Source organism: Streptomyces sp. NPDC053431, assembly GCF_044544925.1.
Lineage (GTDB): Bacteria > Actinomycetota > Actinomycetes > Streptomycetales > Streptomycetaceae > Streptomyces.
The window spans coordinates 93,640-113,701 of record NZ_JBITXX010000021.1 but is presented as its reverse complement, the minus strand read 5'-3'; the positions used below and the strand labels follow the sequence as shown (position 1 = coordinate 113,701).

Below are 20,062 nucleotides of genomic sequence, written 5' to 3'. Positions count from 1 at the left end.
GACGCCGGGCGGGGCGTAGGCGGCGACGGTCTGGAAAGGCGGCACGGGCGCAGTGTTCCACACCGTGGCACGAATCCTGCGATCGTAGGCAGGGGTGCCACTCGTGAACGGCACCGTCCCCGCGCAGGATTGAGGGCATGACAGACGCACCGCTCGGCCGCAGCGCCGTGTACAAGGTCCTGACCACCGGTTACGTGGGCTCCACCGGCCCCGGCGTGGCCGCCACCGTCTCCTACGTGTCCGACGGGGGACGGCATGTGATCTTCGACCCGGGCATGGTCGCGAGCCCCGCGCACATCCTCGCCCCGCTCGCCGAACTCGGCCTGGGCGCCGAGGACATCACGGACGTGGTGCTCAGCCACCACCACCCGGACAACACCATGAACGTGGGCCTCTTCCCCACCGCCCGGGTGCACGACCACAAGGTGGAGTACCGGGGCGACCGGTGGACGAACCGGGACGCGGAGGGCTACGAGCTCACCCCGTCGCTGCGGCTGATCCGCACTCCCGGCCACAGCCCCGAGGACATCACGCTGCTGGCGGGCACGGCCGAGGGCGTGGTGGCCTTCGCCGGCGACCTGTGGTGGCACGCGGAGGGCCCGGCGGACGACCCGGTCGCGCCGGACCGTGAGCTGCTGCGGGCCTCCCGGCGGCGGGTCCTGGCGGCGGCGGACCTGATCGTGCCCGGCCACGGCGCACCGTTCGAGGGCGGCGACGACACGCCGCTGTAGGGCCGGTCCGACGGATCGAGGGCCGGCGCGGGCCGGTCGGGCCACGGAGCCGGTCAGGAACACGGAGCCGGTCCGGCGGGAGCCGGTCAGGCCACGGAGCCGATCCGGCCGGCCGGTTCGCGAGGGACGTCGTGGTGGATCGGGGTGTGGGCGCCGGTCAGGGAGACGCCGCTGCCGCCGCGCCGGTGGGCGACGATCTCCGCGCCGATGGACAGCGCGGTCTCCTCGGGCGTACGGGCGCCGAGGTCGAGGCCGATCGGGGAGCGCAGCCGGGCGAGTTCGAGTTCGGTGACGCCGGCCTCGCGGAGGCGCCTGTTGCGGTCCTCGTGGGTGCGGCGGGAGCCCATCGCGCCGATGTAGGCGACGGGAAGCTTGAGGGCGGCCTGGATCAGGGGGACGTCGAACTTGGCGTCGTGCGTGAGGACGCAGAGCACCGTCCGGCCGTCGACCTCCGTCGACTCCAGGTAGCGGTGGGGCCACGCGACGACGATCTCGTCGGCGTCGGGGAAGCGGACCTTCGTGGTGAAGACCGGGCGGGCGTCGCACACGGTGACGTGGTAGCCGAGGAACTTGCCGACCCGGACCAGGGCGGCGGCGAAGTCGACGGCGCCGAAGACGATCATGCGCGGCGGGGGTACGGAGGACTCCACGAGAAGGGTGAGCGGCCGTCCGCAGCGGCTGCCCTCCTCGCCGATCTCCACGGTGCCGGTGCGGCCCGCGTCCAGCATGGCGCGTGCCTCGCCGGCCGCGGTGCGGTCCAGCTCGGGGTGGCCGCCGAGGCCGCCCTCGTACGAACCGTCGGGCCGGACCAGGAGGGCCTGCCCCAACAGGTCCTCCGGGCCGGAGACGACGCGGACGAGGGCGGCCGCCTCGCCCGAGACGGCGGCGGCCAGGGCGGCGGGACAGACCCCGCCGCGGACCGGGGTGACGAGGATGTCGATGACGCCGCCGCAGGTCAGGCCGACCGCGAAGGCGTCCTCGTCGCTGTAGCCGAAGCTCTCCAGGACGGTCCTGCCGTCCTCGAGGGCCTGCCGGCACAGTTCGTAGACGGCGCCCTCCACACAGCCCCCGGAGACCGAGCCGATCGCCGTGCCGTCGCCGTCGACGGCGAGCGCGGCGCCCGGTGGACGGGGCGCGCTGCCGCCGACCGCCACGACCGTGGCGACGGCGAACTCACGTCCCTGCTCGACCCACCGGTGCAGCTCTTCGGCGATGTCCAGCATCTCGTACTCCTCGGGAAGGGTGTGTGGAGGGCGAGGTTACCCAGGGGTCACGCCCGTCAGCCGACGCCCAGCCAGCTCTCGATCGGGTGGATCGCGAAGTAGACGACGAACACCCCGGTCAGCGCCCACATGAAGCCGCCGACCTCCCTGGCCTTGCCCTGCGCGGACTTGATCACCGCGTAGGAGATCACGCCCGCCGCGACACCGGTGGTGATGGTGTACGTGAAGGGCATCAGGACCACGGTCAGGAACACCGGGATCGCCACGGAGCGGTCGCTCCAGTCGACGTGCTTGGCGTTCTGCATCATCATCGAGCCGATGACGACGAGGGCCGCGGCGGCGACCTCCTGCGGCACGATCGCGGTGAGCGGCGTGAAGAAGAGGCACAGGGCGAAGAAACCGCCGGTGACCACGGAGGCCAGACCGGTGCGGGCGCCCTCGCCGACGCCGGTGGCGGACTCGACGAAGACCGTCTGACCGGAGGCACCGCCCGCGCCGCCGAGGATGCCGCCGGCACCGTCGATGAACAGGGCCTTGGACAGGCCCGGCATACGGCCCTGCTCGTCGGCGAGCTTGGCCTCGGTGCCGACGCCCAGGATGGTCGCCATGGCGTCGAAGAAGCCGGCCAGCACCAGGGTGAAGACGATCATGGTGATCGTGATGTAGCCGACGTCTCCCCAGCCGCTGAAGGACACGTTGCCCAGCAGGGAGAAGTCCGGTGCGGAGACCGCGCTGCCGTCCAGCTCCGGCGGGCCGGAGAACCAGGCCTTGCCCGGGATGTCCGCGACCGCGTTGAGGACGACCGCGACGAGGGTGCCGACGACGATGCCGATCAGGATGGCGCCGGGCACGTTGCGGGCCTGCAGCGCGAAGATCAGGAGCAGGGTGACCGCGAAGATCAGGACGGGCCAGCCCTCGAGTTCACCGGCCGGGCCGAGCGAGACGGGACCGCCGCCGGGGGCGGGGTTCTCGTGCACGAAGCCGGCCTTCACGAAGCCGATGATCGCGATGAAGAGACCGATGCCGATGGTGATCGCGTGCTTGAGCGCGAGGGGTATCGCGTTCATGATCATCTCGCGCAGGCCGGTGACGACCAGGAGACAGATCACGGCACCGTACGCCACGGACATGCCCATCGCCTGCGGCCAGGTCATGACCGGGACGACCTGGGAGGCCATCACGCCGGAGACGCTCAGGCCGGCGGCGAGGGCCAGCGGGACCTTGCCCCAGAAGCCCATCAGAAGGGTCGTGGCGGCCGCGCAGAGTGCCGTGGCGGTGATCAGCGCGGGCTGGCTGAGGACGTTGCCGTCGACGTCCTTGCCGGAGAGGATCAGGGGGTTGAGCAGGAGAATGTACGCCATCGCCATGAAGGTGGTGACGCCGCCGCGGATCTCCGTCGCGACGGTGGATCCTCTCTCCGAGATGTGAAAGTACCGGTCGAGCCAAGACCTACCGGCGGGGTTGCGCGAGCCGTTGCCCGCGTCCTCCGACGTGGTCTTGGGCTCCACTGACGACTGGGTCATGGGGCCTACTCCCAAGGTTCAAAGGGGCACCCGCGTCAATCCGTGGGGGACTGCGGGATTTGGGATTTGCAGTTGGCTGCACGACCCGGGGGACGGCCCGAGACGAACGGGGTGAATCGGTACTGCGGTACTGCGGCACTGCGGTACTGCTGGCTCCCCGGGAAGGGGATCTCCGGACGGTGCGGGCGCGGACTTGTGACGTTCCAGGGAGGCACGCGCCGTCCGGAGAGGTTTTACGAGGTGCCGGTCAGATGCTCGGGGCGGACCGGCGTCCTGCTGAGCTCCAGCCCCGTCGCGTCCCGGATCGCCGCGAGGACGGCCGGGGTGGACGACAGGGTCGGGGCCTCGCCGGCTCCCCGCAGGCCGTACGGCGCGTGGGGGTCGGCGAGTTCGAGCACGTCGACCGGGATGGCCGGCGTGTCGAGGATCGTGGGGATGAGGTAGTCCGTGAAGGAGGGGTTGCGCACCTTCGCGGTCCTCGGGTCGACGACGATCTCCTCCATGACCGCCACGCCCAGGCCCTGGGCGGTGCCGCCCTGGATCTGGCCGATGACGGACAGCGGGTTGAGCGCCTTGCCGACGTCCTGGGCGCAGGCCAGCTCGATGACCTTGACCAGGCCGAGCCCGGTGTCCACCTCGACCACCGCGCGGTGCGCGGCGAAGGAGTACTGGACGTGTCCGGAGCCCTGCCCGGTGGTCCGGTCGAAGGCCTCGGTCGGCCGGTGCCGGAACTCCAGCTCCAGGTCGATCGCCTCGTCCTCGAGGACGTCGGCCAGGTCGGCGAGCACCTCGCCGCCGTCGGTGACGACCTTGCCGCCCTCCAGGAGCAGCTCCGCCGTCGCCCACGCCGGGTGGTACGAGCCGAACTTGCGCCGACCCAGCTCCAGGGCCTTCTCGCGGACGGCCTCGCAGGCCTTCCTCACCGCGCCGCCGGTCATGTACGTCTGCCGGGAGGCGGACGTCGAACCGGCGGAGCCGACCTGGGTGTCGGCCGGGTGGATGGTCACCTGGGTGACGCCGAGCTCCGTACGGGCGATCTGGGCGTGGACGGTGACACCGCCCTGGCCGACCTCCGCCATCGCGGTGTGCACCACGGCCACCGGCTCGCCGCCGATGACCTCCAGGCGCACCCGGGCGGTGGAGTAGTCGTCGAAGCCCTCGGAGAAGCCGACGTTCTTGATGCCGACGGCGTAGCCGACGCCGCGGACGACGTCCTCGCCGTGGGTGGTGTTGGACAGTCCGCCGGGCAGCTGCCGTACGTCGGCGCCCTCGGTGGTCTCCCACTGGCGTTCCGGCGGCAGCGGGCGGGCCTTGACGCGGCGCAGCAGTTCGGCGACCGGGGCCGGGGAGTCGACCGGCTGGCCGGTCGGCATGATCGTGCCCTGCTCCATCGCGTTGAGCTGACGGAACTCCACGGGGTCCATGCCCAGCCGGGCGGCGAGCTTGTCCATCTGCGCCTCGTACGCGAAGCACGCCTGGACCGCGCCGAAGCCGCGCATGGCGCCGCAGGGCGGGTTGTTGGTGTAGAGCGCGATCGCCTCGATGTCGACGTCGTCGACCACGTACGGGCCGACGGAGAGCGAGGAGGCGTTGCCGACGACCGCCGGGGAGGCCGACGCGTAGGCGCCGCCGTCCAGGACGATCCGGCACTTCATGTGCGTGAGCCTGCCGTCCTTGGTGGCGCCGTGCTCGTAGCGGAGCTTCGCCGGGTGGCGGTGCACGTGCCCGAAGAAGGACTCGAAGCGGTTGTAGACCATCTTCACCGGCCGGCCCGTGCGCAGCGCGAGCAGGCAGGCGTGGATCTGCATCGAGATGTCCTCGCGGCCGCCGAAGGCGCCGCCGACGCCGGACAGCGTCATCCGGACCTTCTCCTCGGGCAGGCCGAGGACGGGCGCGATCTGGCGCAGGTCGGAGTGCAGCCACTGGGTGGCGACGTAGAGGTCGACGCCGCCGTCCTCGGCCGGCACGGCGAGGCCGGACTCGGGGCCGAGGAAGGCCTGGTCCTGCATGCCGAAGGTGTACTCGCCCTCGACGATCACGTCGGCCCGCTTGCGGGCCTCGGCGACGTCGCCGCGGACGATCGGCTGGCGGTGCACGATGTTCGGGTGCGGCACGTGGCCGGCGTGGTGGTCCTCGCGGTGCTCGTGGACCAGGATCGCGTCGGGGGCGGTGGCGGAGGCCTCGTCCGTGACGACCGGGAGCTCCCGGTAGTCGATCCTGATCTTCGCGGCGGCCCGGCGGGCGGTCTCGGGGTGGTCGGCGGCCACGAGGGCGACCGGCTCGCCGTGGTGGCGCACCTTGCCGTGGGCGAGGACCGGGGTGTCCCGGATCTCCAGGCCGTAGTGCTTCACGTCGGCCGGCAGGTCGTCGTAGGTGAGGACGGCGCGGACGCCGGGGACCGCGAGCGCCTCGGTGACGTCGACGGAGAGGATCTCGGCGTGGGCGAGGGTCGAGCGCAGGGTGTGGCCCCAGAGCATGTCCTCGTGCCACATGTCCGAGGAGTAGGCGAACTCGCCGGTGACCTTCAGGATGCCGTCCGGGCGGCGGGTGGACTCGCCGATGCCGCCGCGGTGGTGCTTCTGGGTGACGTCGGTGGGCGTGCCCGCGGGTGCGGTGCGTGCGTGGGGAGCCATGGTCAGACCGCCTCTCCCTGACGCTCCTGGCGGGCGGCCGCCAGGCGGACCGCGTCGAGGATCGTCTCGTAGCCGGTACAGCGGCAGAGGTTGCCGGACAGCGCCTCGCGGATGTCCGCGTCCGTCGGGGACGGGTTGCGCTCCAGCATCTCGTCGGCCGCGACCAGCAGTCCGGGGGTGCAGAAGCCGCACTGCACGGCGCCGGCGTCGATGAACGCCTGCTGGATCGGGGACAGCCGCACGCCCTCACCGGTCCGGGCGTCCTGGGCGGGCCTGGCCTCCCAGCGCCGGGCCTCGTCGAGCGAGGTGCCGCGGGCGCCGGCGGCGGGGCCGCCGTCGGGTCCGTGCGCGCCGTCCTCGGCCCGGCGCCCGGCGTACTCCGCCAGGCCCTCGACCGTGTCGACCTCGCGGCCCTCGGCCTGACCGGCGGCCACCAGACAGGCGCAGACCGGCACGCCGTCGAGACGGACGGTGCAGGAACCGCACTCGCCCTGCTCGCAGGCGTTCTTGGAGCCGGGCAGCCCCAGCCGCTCACGCAGCACGTAGAGCAGGGACTCGCCCTCCCAGACGTCGTCGGCCTGGTGCGGACGCCCGTTGACCGTGAGATTCACTCGCATGGTCATGCCGCTCCTTCCAGGGCGCGTCCGTTGCCGGCGCGGTACTGCTCCCAGGTCCAGCCGAGGGTGCGGCGGGCCATGACGCCCACGGCGTGCCGGCGGTACCGGGCGGTGCCCCGTACGTCGTCGATCGGGTTGCAGGCGCCGGAGGCGAGCTCCGCGAACCGCCGGCCGATCGAGGGAGTGAGGGTCCTGCCGTTGTCCCAGAACCCGCCCTCTTCGAGCGCCGCGTTCAGGAACTCCTCGGCCGCGGTCGCCCGCACCGGGGTGGGGGCGGCGGAGCCGATGCCGGTCCGCACGGTCCGGGTCTCCGGGTGGAGGGCGAGACCGAAGGCGCACACGGCGATGACCATGGCGTTCCGGGTGCCGACCTTGGAGAACTGCTGGGGGCCGTCCGCCTTGCGCACGTGGACGGTCTTGATGAGCTCGTCGGGCTCCAGCGCGTTGCGCTTCACGCCCGTGTAGAACGCGTCGACGGGGATGAGCCGGGTGCCGCGCACCGACTCGACCTCGACCTCGGCGCCCGCAGCGAGCAGCGCGGGGTGGGCGTCACCGGCCGGGGAGGCGGTGCCGAGGTTGCCGCCGACGGAGCCGCGGTTGCGGATCTGCGGGGAGGCGACGGTGTGCGAGGCGAGCGCCAGACCGGGCAGCTCCTCGCGCAGGTTCTCCATGATCCGGGTGTACGGGACGGAGGCGCCGAGCCGTACGGTGTCCTCGCCGACCTCGAACGCGTTCAGCAGCTCGATCCGGTTCAGGTCCATCAGGTACTTGGGACGCCGGTGGTCGAAGTTGATCTCGACCATGACGTCGGTGCCACCCGCGATCGGCACGGCTGTGGGGTGCTCGGCCTTGACGGCGAGCGCCTCCTCCCAGCTGGCGGGGCGAAGGAAGTCCATGGCTGGCTCTCTTCTGTCTTGCGGTGGCGGTGACGATCCTGCGATGACCCTGACGATCTCTTCACGTGCTGTTAACGCGGTGTTGTGTGGCCTAGTACACAAGCCCCGCTCGCCCGTGTGCAGCCACCGAACACATGAAGGAGTTGGCTGGCGACCACCACCGTCTTGTAGATTCGAACGAACGGCGAAGAAACAGGTACCTCACTGTTTCCCCTTGGGAACGGTGGCATCACGCCACCGACGACAACGCGACAACCCACCACCACGACGAGAAGGAACGGCGGCGACATCATGCGGCTGCGCGCATTGCTGGAGAACGACGCTCTGGGGCTGCGCCTGCTCGGCGGCGAGGACGAGCTGGACCGGACCGTGCGTGGCGTCATGACGACGGACCTGAAGGACCCCAGCCGCTACCTCTCGGGGGGTGAGCTGGTGCTCACCGGCCTGGCCTGGCTCCGGGAGCCGAGCGACGCCGAGCCCTTCGTCCGCATCCTGGCCGGTGCCGGCGTGGCCGCGCTGGCCGTGGGCGAGGCGGAGCTCGGCGACATCCCCGACGATCTCGTGACGGCGTGTTCTCGCCACCGGCTGCCGCTCTTCGCGGTGAACGAGTCCGTTGCGTTCGCGACGATCACCGAGCACGTTGTTCGACAGGTCTCCGGCGAGCGGGCCGGCGACCTGGCGGCCGTGGTCGACCGGCACCGGCGCCTGATGACCTCCGGCCCGGCCGGCGGCGGTCCCGAGGTCGTCCTCGACCTGCTCGGCTCCGACCTGGACCTCCGGGCCTGGGTGCTTTCCCCCACCGGCCGGCAGATCGCCGGTGCCGGAGAGGCCCTCGACCCGGCCCTCGCCGCCACCCTGGCGGGCGAGCACCTGGCCGCCACCCGCACCGGCCGGCGCGGTCCGCACCGGCTGAGCGCGAGCGGAAGCACCTACTCGCTCTTCCCGATCCGCAACACCGGCCGCGGCGCCACGCCCGCCTCCCGCGACGTGCGCGAGACCGTGCTCTCCGACTGGCTGCTCGCCGTCGAGGCCGACGCCGGCGACTGGCCGGCCGCCCGGCTCGACCTGCTGCAGGGCGTCACCCAGCTGATCGCCGTCGAGCGGGACCGCCGCGACGCGGCCCGTACGGTACGGCGCCGGCTGGCCCAGGAGGTCCTGGAACTGGTCCAGACGGGGGCCGCGCCCGCGGAGATCGCCGCCCGCCTTCGGGTGGCCGCCCCGGTGCTGCTGCCCGGCCTGGGCACCGCCCCGCACTGGCAGGTGGTCGTCGCCCGCGTCGAGTGGGACCAGGAGGCCGGCCAGAACCAGATCGACAGCGGGCCCGTCGCCCAGGCCCTCCTGGAGGAGATCCTGGTCGATCCCGCGGCCTCCGGCGCCGAGTCCGCGGACCGGATCGCCGTCGCCCACAGCGGCGACGAGGCCATCGCGCTGGTGCCGCTGGCCGCCACGCCGCTGCCGGACAGCGAGGACGAGCTGCCCGCCACGGCGGTCGGCCTGCACGCCGACGCGCTGCTCACCGCCGTCCGGGCGCCGCTGTCCGCCGGGCTCTCCGACGACGGCCGGCTCACCCTGGGCGTCAGCGCCGCCGTGCACTCCGCGGAGGGCCTGCGCGGGGCCCTGGAGGAGGCCCGGCACGCCCGCCGGGTCGCCGCCGCCCGGCCGGGCCGGGTCTGCGCCGCGGGGCACCACGAGCTGGCCTCGCACGTCCTGCTGCTGCCCTTCGTGCCGGACGACGTCCGCCGCGCCTTCACGGCCCGGCTGCTGGACCCGCTGCGCGACTACGACCGCCGGCACCGGGCCGAGCTCATCCCGACGCTGGAGGCCTTCCTGGACTGCGACGGCTCCTGGACCCGCTGCGCCACCCGGCTCCACCTGCACGTGAACACGCTGCGCTACCGGGTGGGCCGCATCGAGCAGCTCACGAGCCGGGACCTGTCCCGCCTGGAGGACAAGCTGGACTTCTTCCTGGCCCTGCGGATGAGCTGATCTCCGGTTCATCTCTTCGGGTGATCACCGGAACTGACGGGGCGGCAGGCGACTGCCGCCCCGTTCCGGCGCAAGAGCCGCATTCGGCCGAGTTCTCCTTGTGAATTCTTTCACCCGACCCCTTGGCCCCCGCCCCACGTCCGTGCTGAGATGCCGTCCTACTCACAGCTCGATGGCGTGCTCGGGGAGGGCAATGTGGCGTACGGCCGGGGAACCCCACTGGAGACCGCGGTCTGGAGACTTCGCTCCCGCGGCTGCTGGACCGACGCCGCCGAACTCCTCGCCCCCCGATCGGCCGAACCGGCCGCCGCCCTGGAGCGGGCGGCCCTGCTGATCGAACGCTGCCTGTACACCGAGCAGGGCTGGGCCGAGGCGGAGGAGGCCCTGCGGGCGGCGGAGGCGGTGGCCGGGACCGACGAGGAGCGCGGGGCGGCGGCGTGCGAGCGCGGCTATCTGGCCTACGCGTCGACCCTGCTGGCCGTACGGGACCGGGCGGACGAGGCGCGGGCGGCGCTGGGCCGCGCGGCGGCGCTCATCGGCCCGGAGACGCCGGGCCGGGCCGTCCTGGACTTCCGGCGTGGTCTGATCGCACAGAACCTGGGCGACTCGCCCCAGGCGGCCCGCGCCGCCTACCGCCGCGCCCACGCGGCCGCCGCCGCCAACGACGACGCCCTGCTGCTGTCGTTCACCTGGCGACACCTGGCCGGACTCGCCCTGCGCGAGGGCGAGTTGGCCGAGGCGCGGCACGGATTCGCCGAATCCCTGCGCATCCGGGAGGAGTTGGGCTACCTGGTCGGCACGGCCCCGGCCCTGGCGTCCCTCGCCGAGGCGGAAACGGAACCGGAAGCCGGCCGCCTACGCGCCGAAGCCGGCCGCCTCTTCCGCCTGTTGGGCGGCGTCCCGACCTGGCTGGCAAGCCAGCTGACACCACGCCCGGCGATCTGACGGGGCCGGCGATCTGACGGGGCCGGCCGGTGGCGCCGTGCGGGCTGCGCGCCGCCGCCCCGTCGTGGGCAGTCCTTCCGCTGGGGCTGCGCCCGGCCGTCCTCGTTGTGGGCACTCGTTCCGCTGGGGCTGCGCCCACCCTCCCGTTCGTCCTCCCGGCGCCCGTCGTTGCGGGCTGCGCCCGGCCGTCCTCGTTGTGGGCAGTCGTTCCGCTGGGGCGGCGCCCCGCCGTCCTCGTTGTGAGCAGTCGTTCCGCTGGGGCGGCGCCCGGCCGTCCTCGTTGTGGGCAGTCGTTCCGCTGGGGCGGAACGGGTGGGCACAACGGAACATCGCGCCTTGCCGCGCCTAGGCTTCCGCGCCTTGACGTTGCGCATGAGGGCGCGGCGCCGTAAGGGCGGGCGTAGGTACAGGGAGCGGACGCGCCGCCCGGCGCGGTCCCGTGTGCCCACCCGTCCCGCCCCAGCGGGACGACTGCCCACACGGAGGTGGGCGAAGGTTGGGGGAGGCGGGCGAAGCGCCAATGGCGGTGGGCGGGGGGCTCCCAGGTCCCTCCCCCCGCGTCAGGTCGGTCGGCGTTCCAGGCGGATCAGGGCCTCGTCCAGGCCGAGGACCACGGCGCCGTCCGCCGTGACCGTGACGGCGCGGACCGGAGGGCCGGGGCGGAACGTCAGGTGGTCGGACCGTTCCACGCGGTGGAGTTCGACCGTGCCGTCGGCCCAGGCGACACCGAGCACCGGGCCGTGCGGCGTCTCGGTGGCCGCCAGGGAGACGACCGGCGAGGCGCGCTCCGCCAGGGGCGCCGGGTCCGGGTCGCGGCCCGGCGTCCAGCGGCGGACCGCCCCGTCGGCGCCGCCGCTGCACAGGAACGGCGTCGCCGACTCGACGGCCGCCACCGCCGTGACCCGCCCGCTGTGCAGCGCCGCCTGGTGCAGCCCGGTGAGCCCGAAGGCGTGGACGGAGCCGAGCCGGTCGCCCACCACCACGGAGCCCGCGATGGCCGCCAGGGCCGTACCGGGATGCCGGGTCAGGGTGGCCGAGACCGCCTCGGTGAGACGCCGCAGGTACGGCGGGCGCGGCTCCCGCCCTCGTACGGTGTGCAGCCGCCCGAGCTCGTCGAGCAGCAGCACCGTGCCGTCGGGGGCCGGCGCCAGTGCGGTCACCCGCCCGGTCACCGGGTGGTCGAGCCGGCCCAGCGGCCGCGCGTCGGCCGCGGCGAGCAGCCGTACGGTGCCGCCGAGGTCCGCGACGAGCAGGGTGCCGTCCTGCGCGGCGAGCGCCGCGACCGGACCGGGCCACGGCGGCGCGACGTCGCCCGCGACCCGCGTCCACCGAACCCGCCAGGCCGCCCGCCCGGACAGGTCTTCGAGCGCGGGCCGCAGCCGCGGGTCGGCGCCGTCGCCGAGGACGGCGAGCAGCCGCAGGGCCCGGTCCGCCGGGCTCCGCGCCGCGCACAGCGCCTGACCGGCGCGCAGCCAGGCCGCGCGCAGCCCGCCGTGGTCGTCGCCCGCCTCCCGTACATAGCCGGTGGTGACGGCCACCGGGTCGGCGGCGCACACGGCGGCCGGGTCCGCGAGGTCCACGGGAGCGCCCACCGGCGGCTCCGGCTCCGCGGCCGGCTCCTCGGCCTCCACCTCCGCGAAGCGCCCCTCCGCGAGCAGCTCGTACTCGGGCGTCCCCGGCCGCGCCTCCACGACCAGCCGGACCCGGCCGAGCCGCGCCAGGTCCGCGAGCAGCGCGGCCACGGCCTCCGGTTCGGCGGCCGCGTGCAGCGCGGGGAGCAGCAGCACCGTGCGGGCGGCGCGGCCGTTGTCGCTGGTGGCGAGGGCGCGGACCAGGTCGGCGGGAGACGTGGCGACGACGCCGAGGTGGTCGGCGACGGCCCATGCCGTGCCGAGCGCGGTGCGCCCGGTCAGCGGGACGAGCGCGCGGACGCTGCGGTGGCGCCCGGCGGCCCGGGGGCCGTGCGCGGCGAGCCAGTCGAGCAGGCCGGGTGCTCCGGTGACGAGGCAGAGGCGGGGGGCCTCGGGGTCGGTGAGCCAGCCGAGCAGGGCCGAGGCCCCGGGGCGCTCCGCGCGGACGGACGGCATGGACACCTCTCGGTCGGCGCGGCAGGGACGGAAAGCGGGCTGACGCTGTCGACCTTAGTCGTCAGCCCTGCGCTCCGGTGAAGTGCTCCCGTACGAGTGACGAAACCACCGCGAGATCCTGGGCGATCAGGGCGTCGAGGAGGGCGGTGTGCTCGGCGGCGTCGGCGACGAGTTCGCCGTGCCGGGTGGCCGGGGCGCTGACGAGGGGCCACTGGGAGCGCCGGTGGAGGTCGTCGGCGATGACCAGGAGCTGTTCGTTGCCGGCGAGGGAGAGGACCGCGCGGTGGAAGGCACGGTCGGCCTCCGCGTAATGGGCGCGGTCGCCGCGCGCGGCGGCGGTGGCGGTGGCCTCGGCGAGCGGCCGGAGCTCGGCCCAGCGGGCGGCGGGCACGGTACGGGCGAGCCGGAGCATGACCGGCACCTCGATGAGGGCCCGCACCTCGGCCAGTTCGGCCAGCTCACGAGGGGTGCGCTCGGTGACCCGGAAGCCGCGGTTGGGCACGACCTCGACGGCGCCCTCGGTGGCGAGCTGCTGCATGGCCTCGCGGACCGGGGTGGCGGAGACGCCGAAGCGTTCGCCTAGGGCGGGCGCGGAGTAGACCTCGCCGGGGACGAGTTCGCCTCCGACGAGGGCGGTGCGCAGGGCTTGGAGGATCTGCCCGCGCACGGAGTGGCGCCGCACGGTCCGGGGCGCGAGCCCGGGCACGGGGTCCTCGCCGTGCACGTGCTCGCCACGGACGTCCTGGCCCCGGTCCTCGCCGCGGCCCTGCTCAGGGTCCTGCCCGCGGCCCCGCCCACGCTCCTGCCCGCGGGCTTGCCCGAGTTCCTGCCCGCGGGCTTGCCCGAGTTCCTGCCCGCGGGCTTGCCCGAGTTCCTGCCCGCGGTCGCGTCCGCGGGCCTGGTCGGGGACACGCGTGGAGCCGCCGGGCGCCCAGGAGACCTCGCCGTGGGTCGCGCCCGCCCGGGTCGCGGAGTCGCGGCGGCCGGAATCGCCGGCCCCGGCATCACGGGCCCCGGCCTCGCGGGATCCGGCTCCCCCGGCCGCGGAGTCGCGGGACCCGGCTCCCCCGGACGCGGAGTCGCGGGATCCGGCTCCCCCGGCCGCGGAGTCGCGGGACCCGGCTCCCCCGGACGCGGAGTCGCGGGACCCGGTGCCGTGGGACGCGGAGTCGCGGGACCCGGTGCCGAGGCCGCCCTCGTCGGCCTTCACCGTCGCCGCGGACGGTGCGGTCGTCCGCCCGCGCGTGCTGCCCTGCTCCACCCGGGTCCTCCTGCGCCTTCGTGCCGGGCCCGGCTCGCGGCGCCGGGGTCCCCCGTGCACGATAGGCGGACGGCGTCGCAGTTCAAACACCGTACGCATCGGGTAAGGTAAGGCTAACCTGCTAACGATCGCGATTCGGTGGTCCCGTATGGCCCTGCCCGCCCTGCTGCCGTCTCCCCCCTCCCTGCCCGCCTCGCCCGTCGCGGCCGCCTACGCCCGGCTCGCCGAGGTCTTCACCGGCCTGCACATCGACGAACACGGCCGGGAAGCGCGACTGCCGGACGGCCCGGGCTGGATCGGCACGGAGCGGATGGCGGCCGGCGGGGAGGCCCTGGACGCCTTCCTCGCCTGGGACGAGGCGCAGGTGCGGCGGGACTACAAGGCGGTCGCCCGCCCCGACGTGGTGGCGAGCTTCGGACTGCACCGGTACGCGTGGCCGGTCTGCCTCCTGGTGACGCTCCCCTGGTTCCTGCACCGCCGGGTGCCCCGGCTGCCCGCCCGCAACGTGGCCTTCCACCGCCCGCTGGGCCGGGTCGCGCTCCGGGTGGAGGAGTTCGCGTGTCTGGCGGACGACCCGGCCGCCGCCCTGCCGGGCGCGCGGGTGGTCGCGGACGAGGAGGCCCTGCGGGCCGAGGTGCGGGACGCCCTGGCGGAGCACTTCGAGGAGCTGCTGGCCGGCTTCGGGCCCCGGATGCGGCGCGGCCGGCGGGCCCTGTGGGGCATGGTGACCGACGAGATCGTCGAGGGCCTCTGGTACGTCGCGGCGCTGCTCGGCGAGGAGGGCCGGGCGCTGGCCGAGCTGGAGCGCCTGATGCCGGGCACGGTGAAGCCGTACGCGGGCACGGCCGGCTTCCGCGAGCTCGCGGGCTCGGCCGAGGTGTGCGGGACGACCCGCACCACCCGGGACCGGGCGGCCTGCTGCCTCTTCTACACGCTGCGTCCCGAGGACACCTGCCTCACCTGCCCGCGCACCCCGGACGCGGAGCGGGTTCGCCGCCTCGCGGCGACCGCCTGACCGACTCCCGCCGTTACGCCACCCGCCCGGGTGATGTGATTCGAACACAACTCGCGCTTCACGCGCGCCAGTTCGAGCAGATCGCACCTATTCGCCTGTCGTACGACCCCGATGGCGTGCTCTTGCCGCGAAACCCCCTGCCCGCCCCGCCCGGTCGGCCAATATGGGCGGCCGTATCGCCCTACTGCGAGGCACTACTGCGAGGCAAGGGACACCGCAATGAGACTGACCGACATATCGCTGGACTGGCTGCTTCCGGGCGGCGTGATGGTGGCGGGGGTCCTGACGGCGGTGGCGGTGCTCGCGCGCGGGAAGCGCGCCGGTGACCAGGCCGCGGCCGACGACACGTGGGAGCGCAGCGAGGAGCGCCGCAGACGCAAGGAGGCCGTCTACGGCACCGCCTCCTACGTGCTGCTCTTCTGCTGCGCCGCGGTCGCGGCGGCACTCTCGTTCCACGGGCTGGTCGGCTTCGGCCGGCAGAACCTCAACCTCACCGGAGGCTGGGAGTATCTGGTGCCCTTCGGCCTCGACGGGGCAGCGATGTTCTGTTCGGTGCTCGCCGTCCGCGAGGCCAGCCACGGCGACGCGGCCCTCGGCTCCCGCCTCCTGGTGTGGACGTTCGCGGGGGCGGCGGCCTGGTTCAACTGGGTGCACGCCCCGCGTGGCATGGGCCACGCGGGCGCCCCGCAGTTCTTCGCGGGCATGTCGCTGTCGGCGGCGGTGCTGTTCGACCGGGCGCTGAAGCAGACCAGACGGGCCGCGCTGCGCGAGCAGGGCCTGATTCCGCGGCCGCTGCCGCAGATCCGGATGGTCCGCTGGCTGCGGGCGCCCCGGGAGACCTTCGGCGCCTGGTCGCTCATGCTCCTGGAAGGCGTACGGACCCTGGACGAGGCCGTCGACGAGGTGCGCGAGGACCGGCGGGAGAAGGAGCAGAACCGGATCCGCCGGCGGGAGCAGGCGAAGCTGGACCGGGCGCGGCTCAAGGCGCTCAACCGGCAGCACCGTGCCTTCGGGCGGGGCGGCCGGCAGGTCGAGGTGGCGGCGCTGGGCGCCGCCCAGGGTGCGGGCTCCGCGACCGGGCCGGTGCAGGCCGCCGTCGCGGAGCCCGCCATAGCGGATCCCGGACAGCTGCCGCTTCGATCCCGGCCCTCCCTGCAGGCCGTGAGGGGAACTGACACCCGCACGGGCGAGCCCCGGACGGTGGACCTCACCGCCGAGGACGACACCCAGACGCTGCCCCGCCTGGACTCCCTGGAGCGCAAGCTCGCGGACCTGGAGCAGCAGTTCGGCTGAGCGGGACCCCCAGGTCCTGTCGTCGCACTCCCGTCGTCGCCCGGGGCGCCGCGGGGCAGGAGGGAGTTCGACGGCAGGGCCCGGGCCCACTCCGGCGGGGCCGCCCGAGGAGATCCTCAGGCGGCCCCGCCGTTCAGTTCGAACCAGACCACCTTGCCCACGCCGTGGTTCTCGACCCCCCACGAGTCGGCGAGGGCCTGCACCAGGACCAGCCCCCGGCCGTGCGTACCGTCGTCGGCGTGCGGTACGCGGGTCCGGCTCAGCCCGGAGACGAAGTCCCGGACCTCCACCCGCAGCTGGTCGGGCACGACGGTGGCGGTGACGACCGCCCCGTGGTCGGTGTGGACGAGAGCGTTGGTCACCAGTTCGCTGGTGAGCAGTTCCGCGACATCGGTGGCGCCGGGCCCGCCCCAGGTCCCCAGCATCGCGCGTAAGGCATGCCGTACCTCCGGCACCGCGGTGAGATCCGCGCATCCCACCTTTCTGAGCAGTTGAGTCGGCTGTTTCGCCTCCCCGGCCATAACCCCCCACCCCGTCGTCGGATCGAACAGGCTCACGGGGATGCATGCCCAGGTGCCGGGCCCGCATTCATCGGCGGGTACGGACCGTCAGGGCCTGGGCACGTTCCGCAGGTTCGACCGGGCCATCTGGAGCATCCGCCCCACTCCCCCGTCGAGCACGATCTTGCTGGCGGAGAGGGCGAACCCGGTGACCATCTCGGCGCTGATCCTCGGCGGAATCGACAGCGCGTTGGGGTCGGTGACCACGTCCACGAGCGCCGGCCCCCGGTGCTTGAAGGCGTCCTTCAGCGCACCCGCGAGCTGCTTGGGCTTCTCCACCCGCACTCCGTAGGCACCGGCGGCCCGGGCGATGGCGGCGAAGTCCGGGTTCTTGTTCGTGGTTCCGTACGAGGGAAGTCCGGCCACCAGCATCTCCAACTCGACCATGCCCAGCGAGGAGTTGTTGAAGAGCACGACTTTCACGGGCAGGTCGTACTGGACCAGGGTGAGGAAGTCGCCCATCAGCATGGAGAATCCGCCGTCTCCGGACATCGAGACGACCTGCCGCCCGCGGTCGACGAACTGCGCGCCGATGGCCTGCGGCAGCGCGTTGGCCATGGAGCCGTGGCTGAAGGAGCCGATGACCCGGCGCCGTCCGTTGGGCGTGAGATAGCGGGCGGCCCACACGTTGCACATGCCCGTGTCGACGGTGAACACGGCGTCGTCGTCGGCGAGTTCGTCGAGCACCGAGGCGACGTACTCGGGGTGGATCGGCACGTGCTTCTCGACCTTGCGGGTGTACGCCCTGACCACGCCCTCCAGGGCGTCGGCGTGCTTCTTCAGCATCTTGTCGAGAAAACGCCGGTCCGTCTTGGCCCGTACGCGGGGAATGACGCAGCGCAGGGTCTCGCGGACGTCTCCCCACACCGCGAGGTCGAGGGTGGACCGCCGGCCGAGCCGCTCGGGCCGTACGTCGATCTGCACGATCTTCACGTCGTCCGGCAGGAAGGCGTTGTACGGGAAGTCGGTGCCGAGCAGGATCAGCAGGTCGCACTCGTGGGTGGCCTCGTAGGCCGCGCCGTAGCCGAGCAGTCCGCTCATGCCGACGTCGTAGGGATTGTCGTACTGGATCCACTCCTTGCCGCGCAGCGCGTGTCCCACGGGCGACTTCACCCGTTCGGCGAACTGCATGACCTCGGCGTGCGCGCCGGCGGTGCCGCTGCCGCAGAACAGCGTCACCCGTTCGGCCGAATCGATCATCCGGACGAGGGCGTCGATCTCGGCGTCCCCCGGCCGGACCGTGGGCCGGGTCGTGACGAGCGCGCTCTCGACCGTCTTCTCGGGGGCGGGCTGGGAGGCGATGTCACCGGGCAGGGCGACCACGCTGACCCCGCCCTGGCCCACCGCGTGCTGGATCGCGGTCTGCAGCAGCCGGGGCATCTGCCGGGGGTTGGAGATGAGCTCGCTGTAGTGGCTGCACTCGCGGAACAACTGGTCCGGGTGGGTCTCCTGGAAGTAGCCGAGGCCGATCTCGCCGGAGGGGATGTGGGAGGCGAGGGCCAGCACCGGGGCCATGGAGCGGTGGGCGTCGTACAGGCCGTTGATGAGGTGCAGATTGCCCGGGCCGCAGGAGCCCGCGCAGGCCGCGAGCCTGCCGGTGATCTGCGCCTCGGCACCGGCGGCGAAGGCCGCGGTCTCCTCGTGCCGCACCTGGATCCAGTCGATGGCGGAGTCACGGCGGATCGCGTCGACGACGGGATTCAGGCTGTCGCCGACCACGCCGTAGAGGCGCTGGACGCCCGCGCGGACGAGGATGTCGACGAACTGTTCTGCGACATTCTGTTTGGCCATGGGTCCATCAACCCATGGCCGCGGAGGTTACGCCTCCCAGACGGCCACCCCCGTACGGTCGTCGGCGTAACCGGTGACGCGCAGTTGGGTGTCGGCGAGGAAGGCCGCCAGGCCGGGTGGTTCGGGGGTGCCGGCCCAGCGGGCGGCGAGCTCGCGGGCGAGCGCCGGTTCGCCGCGCAGGGGTGCGGCGAGGCCGGGCGAGGCGAGCAGCAGGGTGTCGCCGGGGCGGGCGACGGAGGCGCGGAAGCGGAACGGCTCGGCGGGCGGGGGCAGCTGGTCCTCGATGAAGGGCCGGCCGGGGGCGTCGGCGACGCCGAGCCTCATGGTGAGCCGGTCGCCGTCCTCGGTGGCCTCGGGCGCGTCGGATGCCTCGGTGGTGCCGGTGGCGTCGGACGCGCCGTGAGGGCCGGGGGCGCCGGACGACGCGGGCGCCCCCGACGGTCCGGGGCCCGGGGCCGGGGGCCTCGGCGTGGAGGGGCCCGGGGCCGGGGCGCTGAGGGGCGGGGAGCTCGGTGGCGGGGAGCCGAAGCCGACGACCGGGGCGCCGACGGTCGCCGCGGGCTCGGGGAGCAGCGGCTCGATGTCCTGCCAGGAGCCGTCACGGAGCCGGAAGAGGCCGCCGGGACCGATGCCGAAGAACACCCGGGTGCGGCACTCGGGGTCGGCGGAGAGCAGCAGGCAGCGCAAGCCGGCCGCGTACTCCTCGGGGTCGAGCCCGCGTTCGACGGCGCGGGCGCGGAGCTTGCCGTAGGCGCGGTCGGTGAGCCGGTGGAGACCGGACTTGAGGTCGCCGCGGCGGCCGGTGCGGATGTCCTCGGAGAGCCGGGTGTGGCTGCGGCCGACGGCCTCGCCGATCCAGCGGCAGATGTCCGCGGCGGCGAGGTGGGTGTGCTCGCCGGCCCGCCGTCCGGCGGCGACGGCGACGAGCACGAGAGCGGCCTCGTCCTGGCCGAAGCGGGCGGTGAGCAGGGCGTCGCGGCGGGGTTCGCCGCGGAAGCGGGCGGAGTCGCCGCGGACGGAGGCGGCGCGCAGGGTGTAGGCGCCGTAGCGGGCGCCGTCGAGAACGGTGTCGGCGACGAGCGCTTCGAGCTCGCCGGGGCGGGCCGTGGGCAGGGCGGTGGGCTCGGCCTCGTAGGTGGGCGGCCGGGTGCCGACGTGACCGCTACGGGGCCGGGGCGCGGGGACCTGCACGGTGGGCGCCTCGGCGGGTGCGGCCTCGGTCGGGGCGGCCGGCACGGGCGGCTCGATCTCGGCGGTCGGGGTGGGCGGGGCGAGCCGGGCGGGCTCCCCGCGCGAGCCGGGCGCGGCGGCCGGGGCGAGCGGCGCGGGCGCTTGGGGCGGCGCGGCCGTGGTGGTGCGGCTCGCGGAGTCGTAGCGCTCGTCGAGGCTGTCGGCGGTCGGGGCGGGCCCGGTGTCGGGCGCCGCCTCGTCGTAGAGCTTGTCCCACCAGTTGGTGTCCCCCTGCTGAGTCATGCCCTTATTGTCCACCGCACAGGCCGTC

The 20,062-nt window shown here is 73.9% G+C and carries 14 protein-coding genes and 1 pseudogene; 5 read left to right on the top strand and 10 right to left on the bottom strand.

The features are described from left to right. Window positions 1–137: 137 nt before the first annotated feature. Window positions 138–731, top strand: coding sequence for an MBL fold metallo-hydrolase (locus tag ACIGXE_RS33140; protein WP_399753335.1), 594 nt, complete (start codon window positions 138–140; stop codon window positions 729–731). Window positions 732–817: 86 nt separating this feature from the next. Here the strand turns inward: ACIGXE_RS33140 and ACIGXE_RS33135 are convergent, their stop codons facing one another. The 5 genes from ACIGXE_RS33135 to ACIGXE_RS33115 form a co-directional block, all read right to left on the bottom strand. Next, window positions 818–1,954 carry an XdhC family protein gene (locus tag ACIGXE_RS33135; protein ID WP_399753333.1) on the bottom strand — a complete coding sequence of 379 codons (1,137 nt, stop codon included), beginning with the start codon at window positions 1,952–1,954 and terminating at the stop codon, window positions 818–820. 56 nt (window positions 1,955–2,010) lie between these two features. After that, window positions 2,011–3,477 (bottom strand): NCS2 family permease, encoded by a 1,467-nt coding sequence (locus ACIGXE_RS33130; RefSeq protein WP_399753331.1) that lies wholly within the window; start codon window positions 3,475–3,477, stop codon window positions 2,011–2,013. A 233-nt stretch (window positions 3,478–3,710) separates the two neighbouring features. Next, complete coding sequence (pucD, locus tag ACIGXE_RS33125) at window positions 3,711–6,110, bottom strand: xanthine dehydrogenase subunit D (protein WP_399753329.1); 2,400 nt, start codon at window positions 6,108–6,110, stop codon at window positions 3,711–3,713. A 2-nt stretch (window positions 6,111–6,112) separates the two neighbouring features. Further along, window positions 6,113–6,727, bottom strand: coding sequence for a (2Fe-2S)-binding protein (locus tag ACIGXE_RS33120; protein WP_399753358.1), 615 nt, complete (start codon window positions 6,725–6,727; stop codon window positions 6,113–6,115). A 2-nt stretch (window positions 6,728–6,729) separates the two neighbouring features. Beyond that, complete coding sequence (locus ACIGXE_RS33115) at window positions 6,730–7,623, bottom strand: FAD binding domain-containing protein (RefSeq protein WP_399753327.1); 894 nt, start codon at window positions 7,621–7,623, stop codon at window positions 6,730–6,732. Window positions 7,624–7,914: 291 nt separating this feature from the next. Here ACIGXE_RS33115 and ACIGXE_RS33110 point away from each other — a divergent pair, with 291 nt between their 5' ends. Together ACIGXE_RS33110 and ACIGXE_RS33105 are read left to right on the top strand one after the other, a co-directional pair. Continuing rightward, window positions 7,915–9,609, top strand: a complete 1,695-nt coding sequence (locus tag ACIGXE_RS33110; protein ID WP_399753326.1) for a PucR family transcriptional regulator — start codon at window positions 7,915–7,917, stop codon at window positions 9,607–9,609. A 177-nt stretch (window positions 9,610–9,786) separates the two neighbouring features. Further along, window positions 9,787–10,554 (top strand): hypothetical protein, encoded by a 768-nt coding sequence (locus ACIGXE_RS33105; protein WP_399753356.1) that lies wholly within the window; start codon window positions 9,787–9,789, stop codon window positions 10,552–10,554. A gap of 560 nt (window positions 10,555–11,114) precedes the next feature. On the opposite strand, the gene ACIGXE_RS33100 is transcribed toward ACIGXE_RS33105, so the two are convergent. Next, window positions 11,115–12,641 carry a WD40 repeat domain-containing protein gene (locus tag ACIGXE_RS33100; RefSeq protein WP_399753324.1) on the bottom strand — a complete coding sequence of 509 codons (1,527 nt, stop codon included), beginning with the start codon at window positions 12,639–12,641 and terminating at the stop codon, window positions 11,115–11,117. Between the two features lie 61 nt (window positions 12,642–12,702). Continuing rightward, a pseudogene (locus ACIGXE_RS33095) lies at window positions 12,703–13,416 on the bottom strand (GntR family transcriptional regulator); the annotation flags it as partial. A gap of 634 nt (window positions 13,417–14,050) precedes the next feature. Between ACIGXE_RS33095 and ACIGXE_RS33090 the strand changes: the two are divergent. Together ACIGXE_RS33090 and ACIGXE_RS33085 are read left to right on the top strand one after the other, a co-directional pair. Beyond that, on the top strand, window positions 14,051–14,917 hold the full coding sequence (locus ACIGXE_RS33090) for a (2Fe-2S)-binding protein (protein ID WP_399753322.1): 867 nt from the start codon (window positions 14,051–14,053) through the stop codon (window positions 14,915–14,917). 219 nt (window positions 14,918–15,136) lie between these two features. Then, a complete protein-coding gene (locus ACIGXE_RS33085; protein WP_399753321.1) occupies window positions 15,137–16,210 on the top strand; it encodes a DUF2637 domain-containing protein in 1,074 nt (357 codons plus the stop codon). 116 nt (window positions 16,211–16,326) lie between these two features. Here ACIGXE_RS33085 and ACIGXE_RS33080 read toward each other — a convergent pair whose 3' ends face one another. The 3 genes from ACIGXE_RS33080 to ACIGXE_RS33070 all read right to left on the bottom strand — a co-directional run bounded on the left by ACIGXE_RS33080 (window position 16,327) and on the right by ACIGXE_RS33070 (window position 20,034). Next, the gene (locus ACIGXE_RS33080) at window positions 16,327–16,731 is read right to left on the bottom strand and encodes an ATP-binding protein (RefSeq protein WP_399753319.1); all 405 of its coding nucleotides are present in this window, start codon (window positions 16,729–16,731) and stop codon (window positions 16,327–16,329) included. An 87-nt stretch (window positions 16,732–16,818) separates the two neighbouring features. Further along, window positions 16,819–18,561 carry a pyruvate dehydrogenase gene (locus ACIGXE_RS33075; protein WP_399753317.1) on the bottom strand — a complete coding sequence of 581 codons (1,743 nt, stop codon included), beginning with the start codon at window positions 18,559–18,561 and terminating at the stop codon, window positions 16,819–16,821. 27 nt (window positions 18,562–18,588) lie between these two features. Then, window positions 18,589–20,034, bottom strand: coding sequence for a protein phosphatase 2C domain-containing protein (locus ACIGXE_RS33070; RefSeq protein WP_399753315.1), 1,446 nt, complete (start codon window positions 20,032–20,034; stop codon window positions 18,589–18,591). Between the last annotated feature and the right edge of the window lie 28 nt (window positions 20,035–20,062).